Here is a 20843-nt window from a genome sequence, read left to right on the forward strand (position 1 = left end):
GGTGGCGGTCCCGAAGATCGTGCTGTTCTACAGGTTCACGCCGCTGCCGGATCCGGAGGCGATCCGGTTGTGGCAGTACACCTTGGCGTCGTCGCTGGGGTTGACGGGCCGGATCCTGCTCTCCGAGCACGGCATCAACGGCACCGTGGGCGGGGACATCGCCGCGGTGAAGAAGTACGTGCGGGGTCTGCGCAGCTATGCGGCGTTCAAGGACACCGATGTCAAGTGGTCGGACGGCACCGGCGACGATTTCCCGCGGCTGTCGGTGAAGGTGCGGCCGGAGATCGTCACCTTCGGGGTGCCGGAGGAGATCAAGGTCGACGAGAACGGCATCGTCGACGGTGGGGTGCACCTGTCGCCGCACGCCGTGCACGAGCTGGTCGCCGAGCGCGGCGACGAGGTGGTGTTCTTCGACGGCCGTAACCGGTTCGAGGCGGAGATCGGGCGGTTCCGGGGTGCGATCGTGCCGGATGTGGCGACGACGCGGGATTTCGTGGCCGAGCTCGACAGCGGCCGGTACGACCATCTGAAGCACCGGCCGGTGGTGACCTACTGCACCGGTGGGGTGCGCTGCGAGGTGCTGTCGGCGCTGATGCGTCACCGTGGTTTCGAGGAGGTCTACCAGATCGACGGTGGCATCGTGCGGTACGGCGAGACCTTCGGCGACGAGGGCCTGTGGGAGGGTTCGCTGTACGTCTTCGACGGGCGGATGAACGTCGAGTTCAGCGACGCGGCGACGGTGATCGGCCGGTGCACGCTGTGCGGCACCCCGACCTCGCGGTACCGGAACCATCCGGACGTCCAGGGCCGGGAGCTGACCCTGGTGTGCGAGAGCTGCGTCCCGGATCCCGTGGAGGCGTAGACCGGTGCGGGCTGCACCGCTGCCGGTGCGCGACGGGCTCGGTCCGGACCGCATCCGGATGCCCGCCGAGGCCGTGGCGACCACGATCGTCGGCTATCTGCGGGCGGCGTATCCGGAGGAGGACTGGGCCGCGCGCCTCGCCGCGGGGGAGCTGGTGGACGAGCACGGCCGGGCGGTGACCGAGGACAGCCGGTATCAGCCGACGCGGTTCGTGTACTTCTACCGGGAGCCGGCGCCGGAGGTGCCGGTGCCGTTCCCGGTGGAGGTGCTGCACCGCGAGGACGGCCTGGTGGTGGCCGACAAGCCGCATTTCCTGGCGACCATCCCGCGGGGCGCGCACATCCGTGAGTCGGTGGTGGTGCGGCTGCGCCGCGAGCTGGAGCTGCCGGATCTGGTGCCGGTGCACCGCCTGGACCGGATGACGGCGGGGGTGTTGTTGTGCACCACCGATCCGCAGCGGCGGCGGCCCTATCAGCAGCTGTTCGAGCAGCAGCGGGTGCGGAAGGTGTACGAGGCGGTCGCCGGGTACCGGCCGGAGTTGGAGTTCCCGCGGGTGGTGCGCTCGCGGATCGTCAAGCGGCACGGGGAGTTGACGGCCGAGCAGTTCCTCGACGGGGAGCCGAATGCGGAGACCCGCATCGAGTTGCTCGAGCGGCGGGGGGAGCGGGCCCGTTATCGGCTGCATCCGCGCACGGGGCGGACGCACCAGTTGCGGTTGCATCTGGCGGCGTTGGGAATCCCGATCGTGGGGGACAACTTCTATCCGCGGTTCGAGCGGCGCCGCGCGGACGATTTCACCGAGCCGCTGCGGTTGCTGGCGCGGTCGCTGGAGTTCACCGATCCGATCTCGGGGGTGGCGCGGTGGTTCGTCAGCGACCGGGTCCTGCAGTGGTGAACATCGGTGGTGAACGTCTCTGTGGGGGTCGGCGGTGTCCTGGATGCGGCGCCGATCGCGGGGCATGAAACAATCGATGTCCGTGAAGACCTTCGATTCCCTGTTCGCCGAGCTGTCCGAACGCGCCGCGACCCGTCCCGAGGGCTCCGGTACCGTCGCCGCCCTGGACGCCGGCGTGCATTTCCAGGGCAAGAAGGTACTCGAGGAGGCCGGTGAGGTCTGGATCGCCGCCGAGTACCAGTCCGACGAGGAACTGTCCGAGGAGATCTCGCAGCTGCTGTACTGGCTGCAGGTGCTGATGGTCGGGCGGGGACTGAAGCTCGAGGACGTCTACAAGCATCTGTGACGGGCGGTGGGCCCGCCCTCGTGCGCCGGGTCCGCCGTCCGTGCCCGTGTAGATCCTCTTCCTCGCTTCCGTTCGTCGTTCGAAAGGACCCATCCGTCATGCTGCGCGTCGCAGTCCCCAACAAAGGTTCGCTGTCCGAGTCCGCCGCCGAGATCCTGCGGGAGGCCGGCTACCGGCGCCGCACGGACTCGCGGGATCTGACCGTCATCGACCCGGTCAACGAGGTCGAGTTCTTCTTCCTGCGGCCCAAGGACATCGCCATCTACGTCGGTTCCGGGGAGCTGGACCTGGGGATCACCGGCCGCGACCTCGCGCTGGATTCGGGGGCGCCGGTCGCCGAGCGGCTGGCGTTGGGTTTCGGCAGCTCCACCTTCCGCTATGCCGGGCCGAAGGGCCGCGACTGGAAGGTCGAGGACCTGCAGGGCCTGCGGATCGCCACCTCCTACCCGAATCTGGTGCGCCGTGATCTCGGTAAGCGCGGCATCGAGGCCGAGGTGATCCGCCTCGACGGTGCCGTGGAGATCTCCATCCAGCTCGGGGTCGCCGACGCGATCGCCGACGTGGTGGGGTCGGGTCGTACGCTGCGCCAGCACGACCTCGTCGCGTTCGGGGACTCGCTGTGCGACTCGGAGGGTGTGCTCATCGAGCGGGAGGGATCCGATCGGTCGGATCGGGCCCGGAACCAGCTCATCGCCCGCCTCGAGGGTGTGGTCTTCGCGCAGCAGTACGTGATGCTCGACTACGATTGCCCGAAGGCGGTGCTCGACCAGGCGGTCGAGCTCACCCCGGGCCTGGAGTCGCCGACGATCTCGCCGCTGGCCAACGACAATTCGGTGGCGGTGCGGGCGATGGTGCCGCGCAAGGGCCACAACGCGGTGATGGACAAGCTCGCCGCTCTCGGGGCGCACGCGATCCTCGCCTCGGACATCCGATCGTGCCGGGCGATGCGCGCCCCGGAGGAGTGAGCGCGCTTCGCCCGTCGCTTCGGTGACAGCCTCGTCGGTGCGGCCCCGCTGGTTCAGCGGGGCCGCACCTGCACGTTCTGGGTGACGCGTCCGAGCGCGCCGGTGCTGTCGTGGAGCACCCCGGCGGTCAGGCCGACACCGTCGGGGCCGACGGAGGTCTCGGCGGTGATGCCGACGAAGTCCTGCTCGGTGAACTCGGGGGCGCGGAACAGGTGCACCGTCAGTTCGGTGTTGAGGAAGGTGTACTGGCGGGGGTCGAGCTTCGAGCCGACCCCGTTGGCGACGTCGGCGACGGCCATCAACCGGTCGAGGCCGGACAGGGTTTCGCCTTCGACGAGGTCGAGGCGGGTGCGCAGCCACGCCGACGACATGCCGGGCGCCCCGAAGGGGACGACGATGCGCCAGTCGAGGGTGTCGACGTAGCCGCCCATGCCGACCCACAGGGGCAGGTCGGTATCGCTGTCGGAGGGGGCGGGCATCGGCGGTTCGGAGGTGCGGGCGACCTGCGGCAGGTCGACGGTCTCGAGGCGCCAGCCGGTGCCGCGCGCCACGGCGCGGGCGGTGCCGTCGTCGGTGGTGGCCCACAGTTCGGCGACGACGAGTTCGATGCGGCGGCCGGGCCGTTCGATGCGGGTGCGCACCTCGAGGTCGGTGAGGGGGACGGGGCCGAGCAGGTCGACGGTCAGGCGGGTCAGCCGCGCGTCGGGGCGGGGCCGGTGGCGTTCGATGGCGCGGGCGAGCAGCGCGGACGGCGGGGCGCCGTGCTGCAGGTGCGGGCCCCAGGTGCTCACGGTGTGTTCGGTGGGGCGGAAACGCTCGATGGTGATCCCCTCGGTGGCGTCGGTGGGGGTGTGGGGGATCGGCAGGTAGTACGCGGCGTCGCTCACGCGGTGGTCTCCTGAGGTGTCGGGTCCGGGTGGCAGTGCCGCCGGACACGGAACATACCGACTGCATGATCGCACCCTGCTGGAGTGGGGGCGTGGGCCGGGGCACCCGGGTACGGGGTGTGTGCGCGTCGCGGCCGGGGCACCTGGCAGGCTGGAACACAGGTCCGGCGCGGTGCCGGACCTGCGCACCCGGCGGGTGCGGTGCGATGTTTCAGCGAAGGTGGACACGGCGATGGCAGTAGGCGGACTCGGGCGCAGCGGACCCTTCCAGGTGGGGGACCGGGTGCAGTTGACCGACGCCAAGGGCCGCAAGTACACCGTGGTGCTCGAGCCGGGCAAGGAGTTCCACACCCACCGCGGCGGGATCCTGCACGACGATCTGATCGGTACCGACGAGGGTGTGGTGGTGACCTCCACCAACGGCACCCCCTATCTGGCGCTGCGGCCGCTGCTGGTGGACTACGTGATGTCGATGCCGCGCGGAGCGCAGGTGATCTACCCGAAGGACGCGGCGCAGATCGTGCAGGAGGGGGACATCTTCCCCGGCGCGACGGTGCTCGAGGCCGGCGCCGGTTCCGGGGCGCTGACCTGTTCGCTGCTGCGCGCCGTGGGGGAGACCGGGCGGGTGATCTCCTACGAGGTGCGCGAGGACCACCTCGAGTACGCGCAGCGCAATGTCGACACCTTCTTCGGGGAGCGTCCGGCGAACTGGACGACGGTGCTCGGGGATCTGGCCGACTACGACGTGGAGAAGTACGGCCGGGTGGACCGGGTGGTGCTGGACATGCTCGCGCCCTGGGACGTGCTCGAGACGGTGAAGAAGGCGCTGGTGCCCGGCGGGGTGCTCATCGTGTACGTGGCGACGACGACGCAGCTGTCGCGGGTGGTCGAGGCGATGCGCGAGCAGACCTGCTGGACCGAGCCGCGGTCGTGGGAGTCGATGGTGCGCGGCTGGCACGTGGTGGGGCTGGCGGTGCGGCCGGAGCACCGGATGCAGGGGCACACCGCGTTCCTGGTCAGTGCCCGGCGTCTGCAGGACGGGGTGGAGACGCCGAAGCCGCAGCGCCGGCCCAGCAAGGGCTGAGCCGGCACTGCGTGAAGCTGCGGGATGCCGTCGAGTTGCGGGGGGTTATTCGCAGCTGAGGCGGCCCATGCTCAGCACGGAGCAGGCGCTCTCGTCGGCGATGACCCAGGTGCCGTCGATCTGTTCGAAGGTCAGCGGCATCGGGGCGCCGCCGTGCGGGCCGGCGACCTCGGTGGTGGCGGTGACGGTGTCGGCGTCGACGATGGTGATCTCCCCGACGGTGCCGGTGAGCGGGTAGCCGGCGAGCACGCCGGTGAACTGTTCGAGCACGGCGGTGCGGTCGGTGCCGTTCTCCACGACGGCGGCGCGCTGCTCGGTGGTGGCGGCCGGGTCGAAGAACACGTCGACCTGCGCCTGGAGCTGCTCGACGGTCACCGCCGGTTCCGCCGCCGCGCTGGTGGTGGAGGTCGTCGAGGTCGCCGTCGTGGTGGTGGCGTCGCTGGTGCTGTCGTCGGAGTCGTCGGAGCTGCAGCCGGTGAGGGCGGTGAGCAGGGTCAGCGCCGCGGCGGCACCGGTGACGCGAAGAGAACGCTTGGTCACGGAGAACACCTTTCGAGAGAAAATGATCGACTCCGGATATTAGGTGAGCCTAACAGTGTGGGGGGAATGTCGGTCCTGTCGCGTTCCACACACGACACACGTTCGGAACACGACTGTTTCGTGTCGCCGCACACGCGGGCCGCTCGCCCGGTAGCGTGGAATGACCGACAGTGGAGGGAGTCGCACATGAGCTCGTCAGAGAAGCCGGATGCGGTGGCGGCGGCACGCGAGATCGAGGAGCTGCGGGCGGAGGTGGCGGCGCTGCGCCGACGGCTGGCCGAACCGTCCGATCAGGTCCGCGACCTCGAGAACCGCCTCGAATCCCTCACGGTTCGCAACTCCAAACTTCTCGAGACCCTCAAGGACGCCCGGCAGCAGCTGATCACCCTCCGCGAGGAGGTCGACCGACTCGCGCAGCCGCCGAGCGGCTACGGCGTGCTGCTCGAGGCGTTCGACGACCAGACCGTCGATGTGTTCACCTCCGGCCGCAAGATGCGCGTCGCGGTGTCGCCGAATCTCGACCCGGACGACTTCCGGCCCGGCCGTACCGTGCGACTGAACGAGGCCCTGACCGTCGTCGAGGTCGGTGGCTTCGAGCGGGTCGGCGAGATCACCACCCTGCGGGAGGTGCTCGACGACGGGGCCCGCGCGCTGGTGGTCGGGCACGCCGACGAGGAACGCATCGTCTGGCTCGCCGAGCCCCTCGCGGCGGCGGCCGCGGCCACCGAGGCCGGCCGCGCCGAGGGCGAGGACGGCACCTTCGTGCTGCGCCCCGGCGATTCGCTGCTCGTCGATTCCAAGGCCGGTTACGCCTTCGAGCGCATCCCCAAGGCCGAGGTCGAGGACCTGGTCCTCGAGGAGGTCCCGGACGTCGACTACGGCGACATCGGTGGCCTGGGCCGGCAGATCGAGCAGATCCGCGACGCGGTGGAGCTGCCGTTCCTGCACAAGGACCTGTTCCGGGAGTACTCGCTGCGCCCGCCGAAGGGTGTGCTGCTGTACGGTCCGCCCGGCTGCGGCAAGACGCTCATCGCCAAGGCGGTGGCGAACTCGCTGGCGAAGAAGATCGCCGAGGCCCGCGGGGACGACTCGAAGGAAGCCAAGTCGTACTTCCTCAACATCAAGGGCCCGGAGCTGCTGAACAAGTTCGTCGGTGAGACCGAACGGCACATCCGGCTGATCTTCCAGCGGGCCCGGGAGAAGGCCTCCGAGGGCACCCCGGTGATCGTGTTCTTCGACGAGATGGACTCGATCTTCCGCACCCGCGGCTCCGGTGTGTCCTCCGACGTGGAGACCACGGTGGTGCCGCAGCTGCTCGCCGAGATCGACGGTGTCGAGGGCCTCGAGAACGTCATCGTCATCGGCGCCTCCAACCGCGAGGACATGATCGACCCGGCGATCCTGCGGCCCGGCCGCCTCGACGTGAAGATCAAGATCGAACGTCCCGATGCGGAAGCCGCCCAGGACATCTTCTCGAAGTACCTCACCGAGGACCTGCCGGTGCACGCCGACGATCTCGCCGAGTTCGGCGGCGACCGGGTGGCCTGCATCCGGGCGATGATCGAGCGGGTCGTCGAGCGGATGTACGCCGAGTCCGAGGAGAACCGTTTCCTCGAGGTCACCTATGCCAACGGCGACAAGGAGGTCCTGTACTTCAAGGACTTCAATTCCGGCGCGATGATCCAGAACATCGTCGACCGGGCCAAGAAGTACGCGATCAAGTCGGTGCTCGAGACCGGTGCGCCGGGTCTGCGGGTGCAGCACCTGCTCGACTCGATCGTCGACGAGTTCGCCGAGAACGAGGACCTGCCCAACACCACGAATCCGGACGACTGGGCCCGGATCTCCGGCAAGAAGGGCGAGCGGATCGTCTACATCCGCACCCTGGTCACCGGCAAGAACGCCAGCACGAGCCGCGCGATCGACACCGAGTCGAACACCGGCCAGTACCTGTAGGGAATCCGACCGTGACGGCCGGGCCCTCCCCACTGCGGGACGGCCCGACCGTCGCTGTTCGAGAGTCGCCGCCGTTCGAGAAGGGGGAGCGGGATGCCGTTGCCGCGCGCTCTGGCCCGATTCAACAAGCAGGTCACCAACCGGGTCGCCACCCCGGTCGCGCAGCTGCTGCCCGGCACCGCCGTCGTCGAGCACCGCGGGCGGCGGTCGGGGCGCCGTTACCGCACCCCGGTGCTGTTGTTCACCGCCGGCGACGATCTGCGGATCGCGTTGACCTACGGGTCCGGCACCGACTGGGTGCGCAACGTGCGTGCCGCGGGGGAGGCGGTGGTCCACACCCGCGGGCGGGCGATTCCCGTGCACGCCCCGCGACTGGGCCGGGACCCGCAGGCCCGCTGGGCGCCGCCGCCGGTGCGGGGGGGTGCTCACCGCCCTCGGGGCGCACGACTACCTGGATCTGTCCCCGCGGTGAGCGTTCCATGCCCGCGGTGATCCGTGGATGCGACCGGCCGTCGCGGAGATCGGAGCGGGGCGGTTCCCGACCAGGATCGGGGCCATCGCCTAGGCTCGAGGGCATGCAGCGGATCATCGGTATCGAGGTCGAGTACGGGATCTCGTCCCCCAGCGACCCATCGGCGAACCCGATCCTGACCTCCACGCAGGCGGTGCTCGCCTACGCGGCCGCCGAGGGGGTGCCCCGGGCCCGGCGCACCCGCTGGGACTACGAGGTCGAATCGCCCCTGCGCGACGCGCGCGGATTCGACCTCGGCCGGTTCAACGGCCCGGCCCCGGTCATCGACGCCGACGAAGTCGGCGCCGCCAACATGATCCTCACCAACGGGGCGCGGCTGTACGTCGATCACGCCCACCCCGAGTACTCCGCGCCCGAGGTCGCCGACCCGCTCGACGCGGTGATCTGGGACAAGGCCGGCGAGCGGGTGATGGAGGCCGCCGCCCGGCACGCCTCGAGTGTGCCCGGCGCCCCGCGCCTGCAGCTGTACAAGAACAACGTCGACGGCAAGGGCGCCTCCTACGGCACCCACGAGAACTACCTGATGCGCCGCGACACGCCGTTCTCGGCGATCGTCACCGGCCTGACGCCCTTCTTCGTCTCCCGGCAGGTCATCACCGGCTCCGGGCGGGTCGGCATCGGGCAGAACGGCGACGAGCCGGGTTTCCAGCTGTCGCAGCGCGCCGACTACATCGAGGTCGAGGTCGGTCTCGAGACGACCCTGAAACGCGGCATCATCAACACCCGCGACGAGCCGCACGCCGACGCCGACAAGTACCGGCGTCTGCACGTGATCATCGGTGACGCGAACCTGGCGGAGATGTCGACCTACCTGAAGGTGGGCACCACCGCGCTGGTGCTCGACCTGGTCGAGGCCGGGGTGGACCTGTCGGATCTGCAGCTGGCGCGGCCGGTGACGGCGGTGCACCACATCAGCCACGATCCAACTCTGCGCAAGACCGTGGCGCTGGCGGACGGGCGGGAGCTGACCGGTCTGGCGTTGCAGCGGATCTACCACGAGCGGGCCGCGAAGTTCCACGACGGCACCGAGGACAAGCGGGTCCTCGACATCCTCGACAAGTGGGCGATGGTGCTCGATCTGCTCGAACGTGACCCGATGGAGTGCGCGGACCTGCTGGACTGGCCGGCGAAGCTGCGGATCCTCGAGGGGTTCCGGAGCCGGGAGGGGCTGGCCTGGTCGGCGCCGCGCCTGCACCTGGTGGATCTGCAGTACTCGGATGTGCGGCTGGACAAGGGCCTGTACAACCGTCTCGTGGCCCGGGGGTCGATGCAGCGGCTGGTGGCCGAGCAGCAGGTCCTCGAGGCGGTGCACACCCCGCCGGAGAACACCCGCGCATACTTCCGTGGTGAGTGCCTGCGCCGTTTCGGCGCCGACATCGCGGCGGCGAGCTGGGATTCGGTGATCTTCGATCTCGGTGGCGAGTCGCTGGTGCGCATCCCCACCCTCGAACCGCTGCGGGGCAGCCGCGCGCACGTCGGGGAACTGCTCGAGACGGCGCAGTCGGCGGCGGAGCTGGTCGATCAGCTCACGCACTGACGTCCCGGATCGGACGATCCGTACATCACGACACGCGTCGTGTCCCCGGCAGCGGGGCGTCCGGCTCGGTAGGGTAGGAGTTCGAAGCTGCGGTACCCGCACCGATCGTCGACCGGGGTCGGGTCCGCGCCGGAGAAGGAGGAGGTCGGCGGCTATGGCACAGGAGCAGACCACACGCGGTGGCGGCGGGGACGACGACGAGGTCGTCGGCGACGCCGGGGCCGGTCAGGAACGTCGCGAGAAACTCGCCTCGGACACCGACGATCTTCTCGACGAGATCGACGACGTGCTCGAGGAGAACGCGGAGGACTTCGTGCGGGCATATGTGCAGAAAGGTGGCCAGTGACAGCCGAGCGGTCCTCCCTTCCCTATCGCGAGGTGCAGCCCAGGCTGCACCTCGCGTCGCCCTTGTCCTCGTTCACCGACCATCTGCGGGCGTATGCCCCGGAGTTGCTGCCGGAGAACCGCTTCCGAGCCGAGCGGGGTGAGCACATGGAGCTGGCGCCGCACGGCACCACGATCGTGGCGCTGACCTTCGACGGTGGGGTGCTCATCGCCGGGGACCGGCGCGCGACGATGGGCAACATGATCGCCTCGCGCGATGTCGAGAAGGTGTTCATCACCGACAACTATTCGGCGGCGGGCATCGCCGGCACCGCCGGGCTGGCGATCGAGCTGGTGCGCCTGTTCGCGGTGGAGCTCGAGCACTACGAGAAGATCGAGGGTGTGCCGCTGACCTTCGACGGCAAGGCCAACCGGCTGTCGTCGATGGTGCGCGGCAATCTCGGGGCGGCGATGCAGGGCCTGGCCGTGGTGCCGCTGCTGGTCGGGTTCGATCTCGATGCGGCCGATCCGCACCGGGCCGGGCGCATCGTGTCCTACGACGTGGTCGGGGGCCGCTACGAGGAACGCGCCGGCTATCACGCCGTCGGGTCGGGGTCGTTGTTCGCGAAGTCGTCGCTGAAGAAGCTCTACCGCGCCGACGCGGACGAGCGGACCGCGCTGCGCACCGCCGTGGAGGCGCTGTACGACGCGGCCGACGACGATGCCGCGACCGGGGGCCCGGACACCACTCGCGGGATCTATCCGACCGCTGCGGTGATCACCGCCGAGGGGGCGGTGATGGTGCCGGAGGAGACGTTGTCGGAGTTGGCGCGCGCGATCGTGGCCGACCGTACCGCAGGAGATGCCCGGTGACCCTTCCGTACTATGCGTCCGCCGAGCAGATCATGCGCGATCGCTCGGAGCTGGCCCGCAAGGGCATCGCCCGGGGCCGGTCGGTGATCGCGTTGACCTACGCCGACGGGGTGCTGCTGGTGGCGGAGAACCCGTCGAAGGCGCTGCACAAGATCAGCGAACTGTACGACCGGATCGGGTTCGCCGCGGTCGGCAAGTACAACGAGTTCGAGAATCTGCGTCGCGCGGGGATCATGCACGCCGACATGCGGGGCTATTCCTACGACCGGCGGGATGTGACGGGCCGGGCGTTGGCGAACGCCTACGCGCAGACCCTGGGCACGATCTTCACCGAGCAGCCCAAGCCGTACGAGGTGGAGATCTGCGTCGCCGAGGTCGGCCGGGCCGGCACCGAGGACGGCCCGCAGCTGTACCGCATCACCTACGACGGGTCGATCGTCGACGAACCGCAGTTCGTGGTGATGGGTGGCAACACCGAGCCGATCCTCACCGCGCTGAAGGACTCCTACCGGCCGCAGCTGCCGCTGGCGGAGGCGATCGCGGTGGCGGTGACGGCGCTGCAGCAGCCGGCGAGCAGCGATGCCGCCCCGCGGGTGCTCGGCCGGGGGGAACTCGAGGTGGCGGTGCTCGAGAAGTCGCGGCCGCGTCGCGCGTTCCGCCGCATCACCGGGGCCGCGCTCGAGGCACTGCTGCCCACCCCGACGCCGGCCGCCGAGGCGAAGTCCGAGCCGGAGCAGCCGACCGGCGGGGCACCGGCGGACGGCGAGACGCCGCAGGGCTGACCGGTCCCAGCCGACCCGTCCCTCAGCAGGACCGGTAGACGGTCAGCGCCGACGGCACCGCGGTGAACTCGAACCCGGTGCCGTCGGCGGGCACCTCCCCGTCGGTGGCCAACGCCACCGCCTCCCCGGCGACCTGCACCGACACCGACGGGGTGTGCTGCTGCCGGTAGACGGGGGAGCTGGCGAGGGTGCCGGTCGCGGCGGCAGCGAGCAACCGCAACCTGGAGAAACGCCGGTCGGCGTGCAGATACCGCACGTCCAGCGTCCCCGGATCGAGATGCGAGCGGGACATCGGCACCTGATCGGCCGGGGTGTAGCGGCCGTTGCCGACGAACAGCAACCACACCCTGTGCCGCCGACCGCCGACCGTCGACGGTCACCGGCATCGGCTGCGCCGAGCGCAGCACCACCAGCATCGCCAGGCCCGCCGCGGGCCACTTGCCGATCCGCGGCTCCCATCTCTCCCGCAGCCCACCGCGTCCGGATAGCCGCCGAGGCTGGCGGTGTTGACGAACCGTCGTGTCGTCGTGCCGTCGGGGCCGGTGACGGTGACCTGCCCGATCTGCACCCGGACGGCCTGCCCGGTTTCGGCGGCGGCGACGGTGCCGGCGATGTCGGTGGCGCCGACGTCGAGGGCGAAGTGGTTGAGGGTGCCGCCGGGGAACACCGCGACCGGCAGGTCGTAGGTCAGGGCGGCGGCGACCACCGCGGCGACGGTGCCGTCGCCGCCGCACACCCCCAGCGCCCGCGGCCGGTGGGCGGTGATCAGCCGGTGCAGTTCGGTGATCAGGTCGTCCTCGGTGTCGAGGGTGATCACCCGGGCCTGGGGCAGCGCCGCGGTCAGGGCCCCGGCGGTGTCGTCGCTGCTGCCGGCGCCGGGATTGACCAGCAGCAGCATCCCGGCCCCGGCGGGCAGGGCGGGTGCGGCGACGGTGGGGTGGACGGTGGCCGGGTCGTGGCTGCGCACCGCCCACCAGCGGCGGGTGGACCACGCCACGCTCGCCCCGACGGCGGCGCCGACGAGGACGTCGCTGGGCCAGTGCACCCCGGTGTGAACCCGCGAATACGCCACCGCCGCGGCAAGCGGGGCTACCAGCGCTCCGGCGGTGGGGGATTCGAGGGCCAGGCCGGTCGTGAACGCCGCCGCCGAGGCCGCGTGCCCGGACGGGAACGACGAGGAGCGGGGGATCGGCACGATGCGCCGCGCGAAGGTCGGGTCGGTGCGGGCCGGGGGCCGCCGTCGCGGCAGCAGCGGCTTGAGCAGCCCGTTGGCCAGCGCCGAGGCCCCCGCGACGGCGAGCAGGCCGCGCACCGCGCCGCGGCGGGGGTGACCGCCGACGGCGGCGGCGACGGCGGCGCAGCCCATCCACAGCACACTGTGGTTCGCGGCGCGCCCGAGATCGCGCAGCAGCGGGTCGGCGAGGGACGGGGGCAGGGCGGAGGCGCGGTCGAACAGGGTGTGGTCGGCGGCGCGGGCACGGACACGGAAGGTCACACCTGCAAACCCTAGATCTCGTTGCGACCCATGGGGGTAGCCGTCGCGGTACTGTCGAGGTGTGCAGCGACGAATCATGGGTATCGAGACGGAATTCGGCGTCACGTGTACCTTCCACGGGCATCGCCGGTTGAGCCCCGACGAGGTGGCCCGCTATCTGTTCCGCCGGGTGGTGTCCTGGGGACGCAGCTCCAACGTGTTCCTGCGCAACGGTGCCCGGCTGTATCTGGATGTCGGTTCGCATCCGGAATACGCGACCGCCGAATGCGACGATCTGCTCCAGCTCGTCACGCACGACCACGCCGGTGAACGGGTCCTCGAGGAACTGCTCGTCGACGCCGAGCAGCGTCTCGCCGAGGAGGGCATCGGCGGCGAGATCTTCCTGTTCAAGAACAACACCGACTCGGCGGGCAACTCCTACGGCTGCCACGAGAACTATCTCGTCGCCCGCGTCGGGGAGTTCTCCCGTATCTCCGATGTGCTGCTGCCGTTCCTGGTGACCCGGCAGCTGATCTGCGGTGCCGGGAAGGTGCTGCAGACCCCGAAGGCCGCCACCTTCTGTCTGTCGCAGCGCGCCGAGCACATCTGGGAGGGTGTGTCGTCGGCGACCACCCGGTCGCGGCCGATCATCAACACCCGCGACGAGCCGCACGCCGACGCCGAGAAGTACCGGCGGCTGCACGTGATCGTGGGCGATTCGAACATGTCCGAGACCACCACCATGCTCAAGGTAGGGTCGGCGTCGCTGGTGCTCGAGATGATCGAGGCCGGGGTGGTCTTCCGCGACTTCGCCCTCGACAACCCGATCCGCGCGATCCGTGAGGTGTCCCACGACCTGACCGGGCGGCGCCCGGTGCGTCTGGCGGGGGGCCGGCAGGCCAGCGCCCTGGACATCCAGCGCGAGTACCACGCGCGGGCGGTGGAGTATCTGCACCACCGCGAACCCGATCCGCACGTCGCGCAGGTGGTGGACCTGTGGGGGCGGGTGCTCGACGCGGTCGAGTCGCAGGACTTCGCGAAGGTCGACACCGAGATCGACTGGATCATCAAGCGCAAACTGTTCCAGCGCTATCAGGACCGCTACGGCATGGAACTGTCGGATCCGAAGATCGCCCAGCTGGATCTGGCCTATCACGACATCAAACGCGGCCGTGGGGTGTTCGACCTGCTGCAGCGCAAGGGTCTGGCGGCGCGGGCCACCGACGACGAGGCCGTCGACGCGGCAGTGAACACCCCGCCGCAGACCACCCGCGCGAAACTGCGCGGTGATTTCATCGCCGCGGCGCAGGCCGCGGGCCGGGACTTCACCGTCGACTGGGTGCACCTGAAGCTCAACGATCAGGCGCAGCGCACGGTGCTGTGCAAGGACCCCTTCCGGGCGGTGGACGAACGCGTCGAACGGCTCATCGCCTCCATGTGAGTGTGCGCCCCGTGGCCCCTGGTTCGGACCGGATGGTCCGAACCAGGGGCCACGGTTGCGGTGCGAAGCGGTTTCGGGCACTAGGGTTGGCGCGTGGCGATCTCGAAAGTCGAACGGCTGGTGAATCTGGTCATCGCGCTGCTGTCCACCCGGCAGTTCGTGACCGCGGAGAAGATCCGCGCGTCGGTGGCCGGCTACGCCGACTGCGCCAGCGACGAAGCGTTCAGCCGGATGTTCGAGCGGGACAAGAACGAGCTGCGTGATCTCGGGGTGCCGCTCGAGACCGGCCGCCCGTCGCGCACCTCCACGGTCGAGGGCTACCGCATCAACCGCGACGCGTACGAGCTGCCGGAGATCGACCTGACCCCGGAGGAGACCGCCGCCGTCGCCGTCGCCGCGGCCCTGTGGGAGTCCCCGGAACTCGCCTCCGCCGCGCAGGGGGCGCTGCTGAAACTACGGGCCGCCGGGGTGCGGGTGGACACCGACGGCAGCGGGGTGGTCGCGCCGCTGCCGCCGCGCGCCCGCGGTTCCGAACCGGCGCTGACGGCGTTGCTGGCGGCGATCGATGCGCGTCGCGCGGTGCGGTTCACGCACCGCAGTTCCCCCACCGACCCGTGGACGCAGCGCACCGTCGAACCGTGGGGTGTGGTGACCGTGCACGGCCGCTGGTATCTGGTCGGGCACGACCGCGACCGCGACGCGGTGCGCACCTTCCGCCTGTCCCGCATCGGGGACGACGTCGAGGCGTTCGGCCCCGAGGGGGCGGTGCAGATCCCGCAGGATGTGGACCTGCGGGCGCGGGTGCTGGCCGCGACCAGTCCGCGGGAGCCGGCGGGGTCGGCGCGGGTGTGGGTGGCCGAGGGGCGGGCCTGGGAGTTGCGCCGGCTCGGCACCGTCGTCGCCGAGAAGGTGGTGGCCGGGCGGGTCGGGGCGGTGCTCGAGGTGCCGGTGCGCACGTGGGAGTGGATCGCGCGGATCGTCGCCGGGCAGGGCGCCGACGCGTTGGTGCTCGCCCCGCCGGAACTGCGCGGCGAGGTCGAACGCATCCTCACCGCGGTCGCCGACCCGCAGCCGGTGTGGGCGGGCGACGCGGTGGACACGACGGGGGAGGGACGGCGATGAGTACCCGACTGTCGGCCCGGCTGGGACGATTGCTGAATCTGGTGCCCTATTTCCTGGCGCACCCGGGGATCAGTGCCGCCGAGGCCGCCCGGGATCTGGGGGTGACGCCCAAGCAGGTGATGGACGATCTGAACCTGCTGTGGGTGTGCGGGTTGCCCGGCTACGGACCCGGTGACCTGATCGATCTGTCGTTCTCCGAGGACAGCATCGTGGTGACCTTCACCGCCGGCATCGACCGGCCGCTGCGGCTGACCTCCACCGAGGCCACCGCGCTGCTGGTGGCGTTGCGGTCGCTGCAGGAGATGCCCGGGGTGGTCGACCCGTCGGCGGCGCAGTCGGCGATCGCGAAGATCGAGGCGGCCGCCGGCACCGCCGCGGTACCGACCGGCGAGCATCCCGGGTCGGGCCCGGAGGCGCCGGGGGAGGACGGTGACGATCCGGTCGCCGGGCGGGTGCGTGCCGCGGTGCGCGAACACCGCGCGGTGCACCTGACCTACTATTCGGCCTCCCGCGACACCGTCTCCGAACGGGTCGTGGACCCGATCCGCATCGTCATCATCGACGAGCACGCCTACCTGCAGGCCTGGTGCCGCAGCGCCGAGGGGGTGCGGCTGTTCCGCTTCGACCGCATCGACGCCGCGACCGTGCTCGACGAGCCGGCGCGGCCCCCGCACCGGGCCCTCGCCGAGGACGAGCACCTCGAGCTGTTCGAGGGCGACCCGTCGTTGCCGGCGGCGCGGCTGCACATCGCCCCCGCCTACACCTGGGTGCTGGACTACTACCCGCTCACCGACGTGCGGGTGCTCCCGGACGGCAGCTGCGAGGCGTTGATGCGATATGCGTCACCGGACTGGCTGGCGCGGCTGCTCGTCGGTCTCGGGGCCGGGGTGCGGGTGCTCGACCCGCCGCAGCTCGCGACCGCGGTGCGGGAGCGGGCCCGCGCAGCTCTGGCGGCCTACGCGGCCCTCGACGCCGACCCGGGGGTCGGGCCCGGCACCTCGCCGTCGTGATACGGGCAGGTGAACACTGTGCAACATCGAGGTGCATCGCGCCGCACAGAAGGCTTCGGTGTGCTCGAGGTCCGGTAGCATCGGTCGAAGCCGATCAGTGGAGGTTGTAAATGGGTGCAATGAGCCCGTGGCACTGGGCCATCGTCGCGTTGGTGGTCATCATTCTCTTCGGTTCGAAGAAGCTGCCCGACGCCGCACGGGGTCTCGGACGTTCGCTCCGCATCTTCAAGAGCGAGGTCAAGGAGATGCAGAACGACGACGCCCGGTCGTCCGCGCCGCAGCAGCCGGCCCCGAATCCGTTGCCGTCGGCACAGCCCGTGGACGCGACCGTCGTCGATCCCGCGCCGTCGCCGCACCCCGATCAGCGGTCGGCCTGACCGACGTTCGTACCCACCGGGACACCCATCCGGAACAGCCGGGTGCCCCGGCGTTTTCCGCTGATCCCGGCACGCTCCAGGGCCGGTGATCTCGACAGGAGCTGAGATCCGCACCGTGCGCATTCCGTTCGATCCGCGCCGCAGCCGGCGCAAGACCAATCCCGACGGCACCATGTCGCTGGTCGAGCACCTCTACGAACTGCGCACGCGCCTGCTCATCGCCCTCGCCGCGGTGCTGCTCACCACGATCCTCGGGTTCGTCTGGTACAGCCGCGGTCTGTTCGGCATCGACAGTCTCGGTGAGATCCTGCGTGGCCCGTACTGCGACCTGCCCGCCTCCTCCCGCGCCGATCTCAGCGCCGACGGGGCGTGCCGGTTGCTCGCGACGGGCCCGTTCGAGCAGTTCATGCTGCGGCTGAAGGTCGCGCTGACCGCCGGCATCGTGATGGCCTGCCCGGTGTGGCTGTACCAGATCTGGGCGTTCGTCACCCCCGGCCTGTACCGCAAGGAACGCCGCTGGGCGATCGGCTTCGTCACCTCCGGGGCGGTGCTGTTCGTCGCCGGCGCGGTGCTGGCCTATCTGGTGGTCTCCCACGCCCTGTCGTTCCTGCTGTCCGTCGGCAACGACGTGCAGGTCACCGCCCTGTCCGGCACCCAGTACTTCGGGTTCCTCATCAACCTGCTGGTGATCTTCGGGGTGTCCTTCGAGATCCCCCTGGTGATCGTCGCGCTCAACGGGGTAGGGGTGCTGCCCTACGAGAAGCTCAAGGCGTGGCGGCGCGGCCTGATCATGGGCCTGTTCGTCTTCGCCGCGATCGCCACCCCCGGCCAGGATCCGTTCTCGATGCTCGCCCTCGCCGTGGCGCTGGTGCTGCTGATGGAATGCGCCATCCAGATCGCGCGCCTCGTCGACAAGCGCCGCGCCCGCCGCGCCGCCGCCGACGGCTGGGGTGATCTCGACGACGACGAGGCCTCCACCATCGCCGCCCCGAGCCCGGTGGAACCGGCCCGCCCCGACTACTCCGACACCCTGTGACCGACCCCGGCTCCGCTCCGGCCGCGGCCGGCCCGCAGCTGGACACCTTCGCGGCCGCCCTGTCCTTCCCCCTCGACCCCTTCCAGGTCGAGGCGTGCCGCGCGCTCGAGGGCGGGCATTCGGTGCTGGTGTGCGCCCCCACCGGCGCCGGCAAGACCGTGGTGGGGGAGTTCGCGGTGTTCCTGGCGTTGCAGGGCGGCACCAAGTGCTTCTACACCACCCCCATCAAGGCGCTGAGCAACCAGAAGTACGCCGACCTGTGCGCCCGGCACGGCAAGGATTCCGTCGGCCTGCTCACCGGCGACCAGTCGATCAACTCCGACGCGCCGGTGGTCGTGATGACCACCGAGGTGCTGCGCAACATGATCTACGCGTCGTCCACCGCCCTGATCGGGCTCACCCACGTGGTGATGGACGAGGTGCACTTCCTCGCCGACCGTTTCCGCGGCGCCGTGTGGGAAGAGGTGATCCTGCACCTGCCCGAGGATGTGCGGCTGGCGTCGCTGTCGGCGACCGTGTCCAACGCCGAGGAGTTCGGCGACTGGATGACCACGGTGCGCGGCGACACCACCGTCGTCGTCGACGAGGTGCGGCCCATCCCGCTGCACCAGCACATGATGGTCGGCTCCCGCATCTACGACCTGTTCGATCCCCGCGCCCACGGCGACGGCACCTCGCGGCGGCGCCGGGAGATCGTCGTCAACCCGGAGCTGGCGTCGGTGGTGCGGCAGCGGCAGAGCCTGTCCGGGATGGGCCGCTGGGGTGAGCGCGGCGGGCCGCGGTTCCGGCCGCCGCCGCGCCCGGAGGTGATCGTCCGCCTCGACCGGGAAGGACTGTTGCCGGCGATCACGTTCGTGTTCAGCCGCGCCGGCTGCGACGCCGCGGTGCAGCAGTGCCTGCGGTCGGGGCTGTATCTGACCGACGAGGACGAGGCCGCCGAGATCGGGCGGATCATCGACGAGCACACCAAGGACCTGCCGCGCGCCGACCTCGAGGTGCTCGGCTACTCGTCGTGGCGCACCGCCCTGCAGCGCGGCATCGCCGCCCACCACGCGGGCATGCTGCCGGCCTTCCGGCACACCGTCGAGGAGCTGTTCGTGCGGGGGCTGGTGCGGGCGGTGTTCGCCACCGAGACCCTCGCCCTGGGCATCAACATGCCGGCGCGCACCGTGGTGCTCGAGAAGCTCGTCAAGTTCAACGGCGACACCCACGCCGAACTCACCCCCGGTGAGTACACGCAGCTGACCGGGCGGGCCGGGCGGCGCGGCATCGACGTCGAGGGGCACGCGGTGGTGCTGTGGCAGCCGGGCATCGAACCGGCGTCGGTGGCGGGGCTGGCGTCCACCCGCACCTTCCCGCTGCGCAGCTCGTTCCGCCCGTCCTACAACATGGCCGTCAACCTCATCGACGCCGTCGGGGTGGACCGGTCGCGGGCACTGCTGGAGATGTCCTTCGCGCAGTTCCAGGCCGACAAGTCGGTGGTCGGGCTCAAACGCGGCATCGACCGCAACGAGGCGGCGCTGGCGCAGCTGCGCGAGCAGCTCGGGGGCGGCGACAGCGAGATCCTGGACTATCTGCGGTTGCGGGCCGAGCTCACCGACGCCGAACGCGCCCACGAACGTCGCCGTCGGCAGGACCGCCGCTCCGAGGCGATCGCGTCGCTGGTGACATTGCGGCGCGGTGACATCGTCGCCGTCCCGGCGGGGAAGCATTCCGGGCTGGCGGTGGTCGTCGACCCGGACGACGACGCGCGGGATCCGCGGCCGCACGTGGTGACCACCGACGCGTGGTCCGGGCGGCTGTCGGCGGGGGATTTCCCGACCCCGGCGCAGGTGCTGGGCCGGTTGCGGTTGCCGCGGCACGTCGACCACCGCACCGGCCGTGGGCGCCGCGACATCGCGTCGGCGTTGCGGTCGAAGAATCTGGTGGTGCCGCGCCGCCCCAAACGCGCCAAGGGCAAGGGCGACACCCGCGAGATCGACACGTTGCGCCGGCAGCTGAAGAACCATCCGGCGCGCAAGCATCCGGATCTGGATCGGCTCGCCCGGCTCGGGGAGCGCTACCACCGGCTGCTGCGCGAGACCGAACAGCAGCGACGCAAGGCCTCCGCCGCCACCGATTCGCTGGCGCGCACCTTCGAGCGGATCGTCGCGCTGCTCACCGAACGCGGCTATCTCACCGAGGGGGACGATCCGGCGACCACCGAGGCCGGTGAACGTCTGGCCCGGATCTACACCGAGGCGGACCTGCTGGTCGCCGAGTGCCTGCGGCGCCGCGCCTGGGCGGGGTTGTCGCCGGCCGAGCTGGCGGCGGTGGCGTCGGCGGTGATCTACGAGTCACGCACCGACGAGCCGATCACCGTGGTGGGGCCGACCGGCCCGATCCGGCACGCCCTTGCGGAGACGACGCGCCTGTGCGACGCGTTGCGCGCCGACGAGATCCGGCACCGGCTGCCCCCGACCCGAGATCCGGATCTGGGGTTCGTCACCGCCGCCTACACCTGGGCGTCCACCGCGTCGCTGACCGAGGCGCTGGTCGCCGCGGAGGCCGCCGGCAAGGAACTGTCGCCCGGGGATTTCGTGCGCTGGTGCCGGCAGTTGATCGACCTGCTCGACCAGGTCCGCACCGTCGCGGACGACCCGGAGATCGCGCGGACCGCGGGCAAGGCGGTCGCTGCGATCCGTCGCGGTGTCGTCGCCGTCGATCCCACCGCGGACTGACCCTGGCCCCACGGTGGGGCGCGGCGCTGCCGACCTGCCGGGGTGGGCGCTAACGTAGGGGGCCGACGCACACCGGAAAG

At 70.7% G+C, this 20843-nt stretch carries 18 protein-coding genes and 2 pseudogenes; 17 read left to right on the forward strand and 3 right to left on the reverse strand.

The genetic code is table 11. The features are described 5' to 3' along the window. Window position 1: 1 nt before the first annotated feature. The 4 genes from trhO to hisG all read left to right on the forward strand — a co-directional run bounded on the left by trhO (window position 2) and on the right by hisG (window position 3068). Entirely contained in the window at window positions 2-862 is an 861-nt protein-coding gene (trhO, locus tag OED52_RS10760; RefSeq protein WP_264150904.1) for an oxygen-dependent tRNA uridine(34) hydroxylase TrhO, read from the forward strand. A gap of 4 nt (window positions 863-866) precedes the next feature. Further along, window positions 867-1757 carry a pseudouridine synthase gene (locus tag OED52_RS10765; protein ID WP_264150905.1) on the forward strand — a complete coding sequence of 297 codons (891 nt, stop codon included), beginning with the start codon at window positions 867-869 and terminating at the stop codon, window positions 1755-1757. Window positions 1758-1821: 64 nt separating this feature from the next. Beyond that, window positions 1822-2103 carry a phosphoribosyl-ATP diphosphatase gene (locus OED52_RS10770; protein ID WP_264150906.1) on the forward strand — a complete coding sequence of 94 codons (282 nt, stop codon included), beginning with the start codon at window positions 1822-1824 and terminating at the stop codon, window positions 2101-2103. A 98-nt stretch (window positions 2104-2201) separates the two neighbouring features. Next, window positions 2202-3068 (forward strand): ATP phosphoribosyltransferase, encoded by an 867-nt coding sequence (gene hisG, locus OED52_RS10775; RefSeq protein ID WP_264150907.1) that lies wholly within the window; start codon window positions 2202-2204, stop codon window positions 3066-3068. 53 nt (window positions 3069-3121) lie between these two features. Here hisG and OED52_RS10780 read toward each other — a convergent pair whose 3' ends face one another. After that, window positions 3122-3955, reverse strand: coding sequence for a thioesterase family protein (locus OED52_RS10780; protein WP_264150908.1), 834 nt, complete (start codon window positions 3953-3955; stop codon window positions 3122-3124). Window positions 3956-4187: 232 nt separating this feature from the next. Here OED52_RS10780 and OED52_RS10785 point away from each other — a divergent pair, with 232 nt between their 5' ends. Beyond that, complete coding sequence (locus tag OED52_RS10785) at window positions 4188-5039, forward strand: tRNA (adenine-N1)-methyltransferase (protein ID WP_264150909.1); 852 nt, start codon at window positions 4188-4190, stop codon at window positions 5037-5039. Between the two features lie 45 nt (window positions 5040-5084). Here the strand turns inward: OED52_RS10785 and OED52_RS10790 are convergent, their stop codons facing one another. After that, a complete protein-coding gene (locus tag OED52_RS10790; RefSeq protein WP_264150910.1) occupies window positions 5085-5579 on the reverse strand; it encodes a WKL family lipoprotein in 495 nt (164 codons plus the stop codon). A gap of 186 nt (window positions 5580-5765) precedes the next feature. On the opposite strand from OED52_RS10790, the gene arc reads away from it, so the two are divergent. The 6 genes and pseudogenes from arc to prcA all read left to right on the forward strand — a co-directional run bounded on the left by arc (window position 5766) and on the right by prcA (window position 11583). After that, window positions 5766-7535, forward strand: a complete 1770-nt coding sequence (gene arc, locus OED52_RS10795; RefSeq protein ID WP_264150911.1) for a proteasome ATPase — start codon at window positions 5766-5768, stop codon at window positions 7533-7535. Window positions 7536-7628: 93 nt separating this feature from the next. Beyond that, window positions 7629-8007, forward strand: a pseudogene (locus OED52_RS10800) (nitroreductase family deazaflavin-dependent oxidoreductase). Window positions 8008-8110: 103 nt separating this feature from the next. After that, window positions 8111-9604 carry a depupylase/deamidase Dop gene (gene dop / locus OED52_RS10805; RefSeq protein WP_264150912.1) on the forward strand — a complete coding sequence of 498 codons (1494 nt, stop codon included), beginning with the start codon at window positions 8111-8113 and terminating at the stop codon, window positions 9602-9604. Window positions 9605-9758: 154 nt separating this feature from the next. After that, window positions 9759-9950 carry a ubiquitin-like protein Pup gene (locus tag OED52_RS10810; protein ID WP_264150913.1) on the forward strand — a complete coding sequence of 64 codons (192 nt, stop codon included), beginning with the start codon at window positions 9759-9761 and terminating at the stop codon, window positions 9948-9950. Next, on the forward strand, window positions 9947-10801 hold the full coding sequence (gene prcB / locus OED52_RS10815; RefSeq protein ID WP_264150914.1) for a proteasome subunit beta: 855 nt from the start codon (window positions 9947-9949) through the stop codon (window positions 10799-10801). The genes OED52_RS10810 and prcB overlap by 4 nt, the downstream gene beginning before the upstream one ends. After that, on the forward strand, window positions 10798-11583 hold the full coding sequence (gene prcA, locus OED52_RS10820; RefSeq protein WP_264150915.1) for a proteasome subunit alpha: 786 nt from the start codon (window positions 10798-10800) through the stop codon (window positions 11581-11583). The genes prcB and prcA overlap by 4 nt, the downstream gene beginning before the upstream one ends. A gap of 22 nt (window positions 11584-11605) precedes the next feature. Here the strand turns inward: prcA and OED52_RS10825 are convergent. Then, a pseudogene (locus tag OED52_RS10825) lies at window positions 11606-13078 on the reverse strand (bifunctional phosphatase PAP2/diacylglycerol kinase family protein). A 61-nt stretch (window positions 13079-13139) separates the two neighbouring features. On the opposite strand from OED52_RS10825, the gene pafA reads away from it, so the two are divergent. From pafA to OED52_RS10855, 6 genes are all read left to right on the forward strand, one after another. Next, the gene (gene pafA, locus OED52_RS10830; protein ID WP_264150916.1) at window positions 13140-14498 is read left to right on the forward strand and encodes a Pup--protein ligase; all 1359 of its coding nucleotides are present in this window, start codon (window positions 13140-13142) and stop codon (window positions 14496-14498) included. 93 nt (window positions 14499-14591) lie between these two features. Beyond that, complete coding sequence (locus OED52_RS10835; RefSeq protein WP_264150917.1) at window positions 14592-15620, forward strand: helix-turn-helix transcriptional regulator; 1029 nt, start codon at window positions 14592-14594, stop codon at window positions 15618-15620. Then, window positions 15617-16630 (forward strand): helix-turn-helix transcriptional regulator, encoded by a 1014-nt coding sequence (locus OED52_RS10840; RefSeq protein WP_264150918.1) that lies wholly within the window; start codon window positions 15617-15619, stop codon window positions 16628-16630. The genes OED52_RS10835 and OED52_RS10840 overlap by 4 nt, the downstream gene beginning before the upstream one ends. Before the next feature lie 110 nt (window positions 16631-16740). Further along, a complete protein-coding gene (tatA, locus tag OED52_RS10845) occupies window positions 16741-17007 on the forward strand; it encodes a Sec-independent protein translocase subunit TatA (RefSeq protein WP_264150919.1) in 267 nt (88 codons plus the stop codon). 115 nt (window positions 17008-17122) lie between these two features. Further along, the gene (tatC, locus tag OED52_RS10850; protein WP_264150920.1) at window positions 17123-18043 is read left to right on the forward strand and encodes a twin-arginine translocase subunit TatC; all 921 of its coding nucleotides are present in this window, start codon (window positions 17123-17125) and stop codon (window positions 18041-18043) included. Beyond that, window positions 18040-20763, forward strand: a complete 2724-nt coding sequence (locus tag OED52_RS10855; RefSeq protein ID WP_264150921.1) for a DEAD/DEAH box helicase — start codon at window positions 18040-18042, stop codon at window positions 20761-20763. The genes tatC and OED52_RS10855 overlap by 4 nt, the downstream gene beginning before the upstream one ends. Window positions 20764-20843: the final 80 nt, after the last annotated feature.

It is taken from the genome of Rhodococcus sp. Z13 (assembly GCF_025837095.1).
Classification (GTDB): Bacteria; Actinomycetota; Actinomycetes; order Mycobacteriales; family Mycobacteriaceae; genus Rhodococcus; species Rhodococcus sacchari.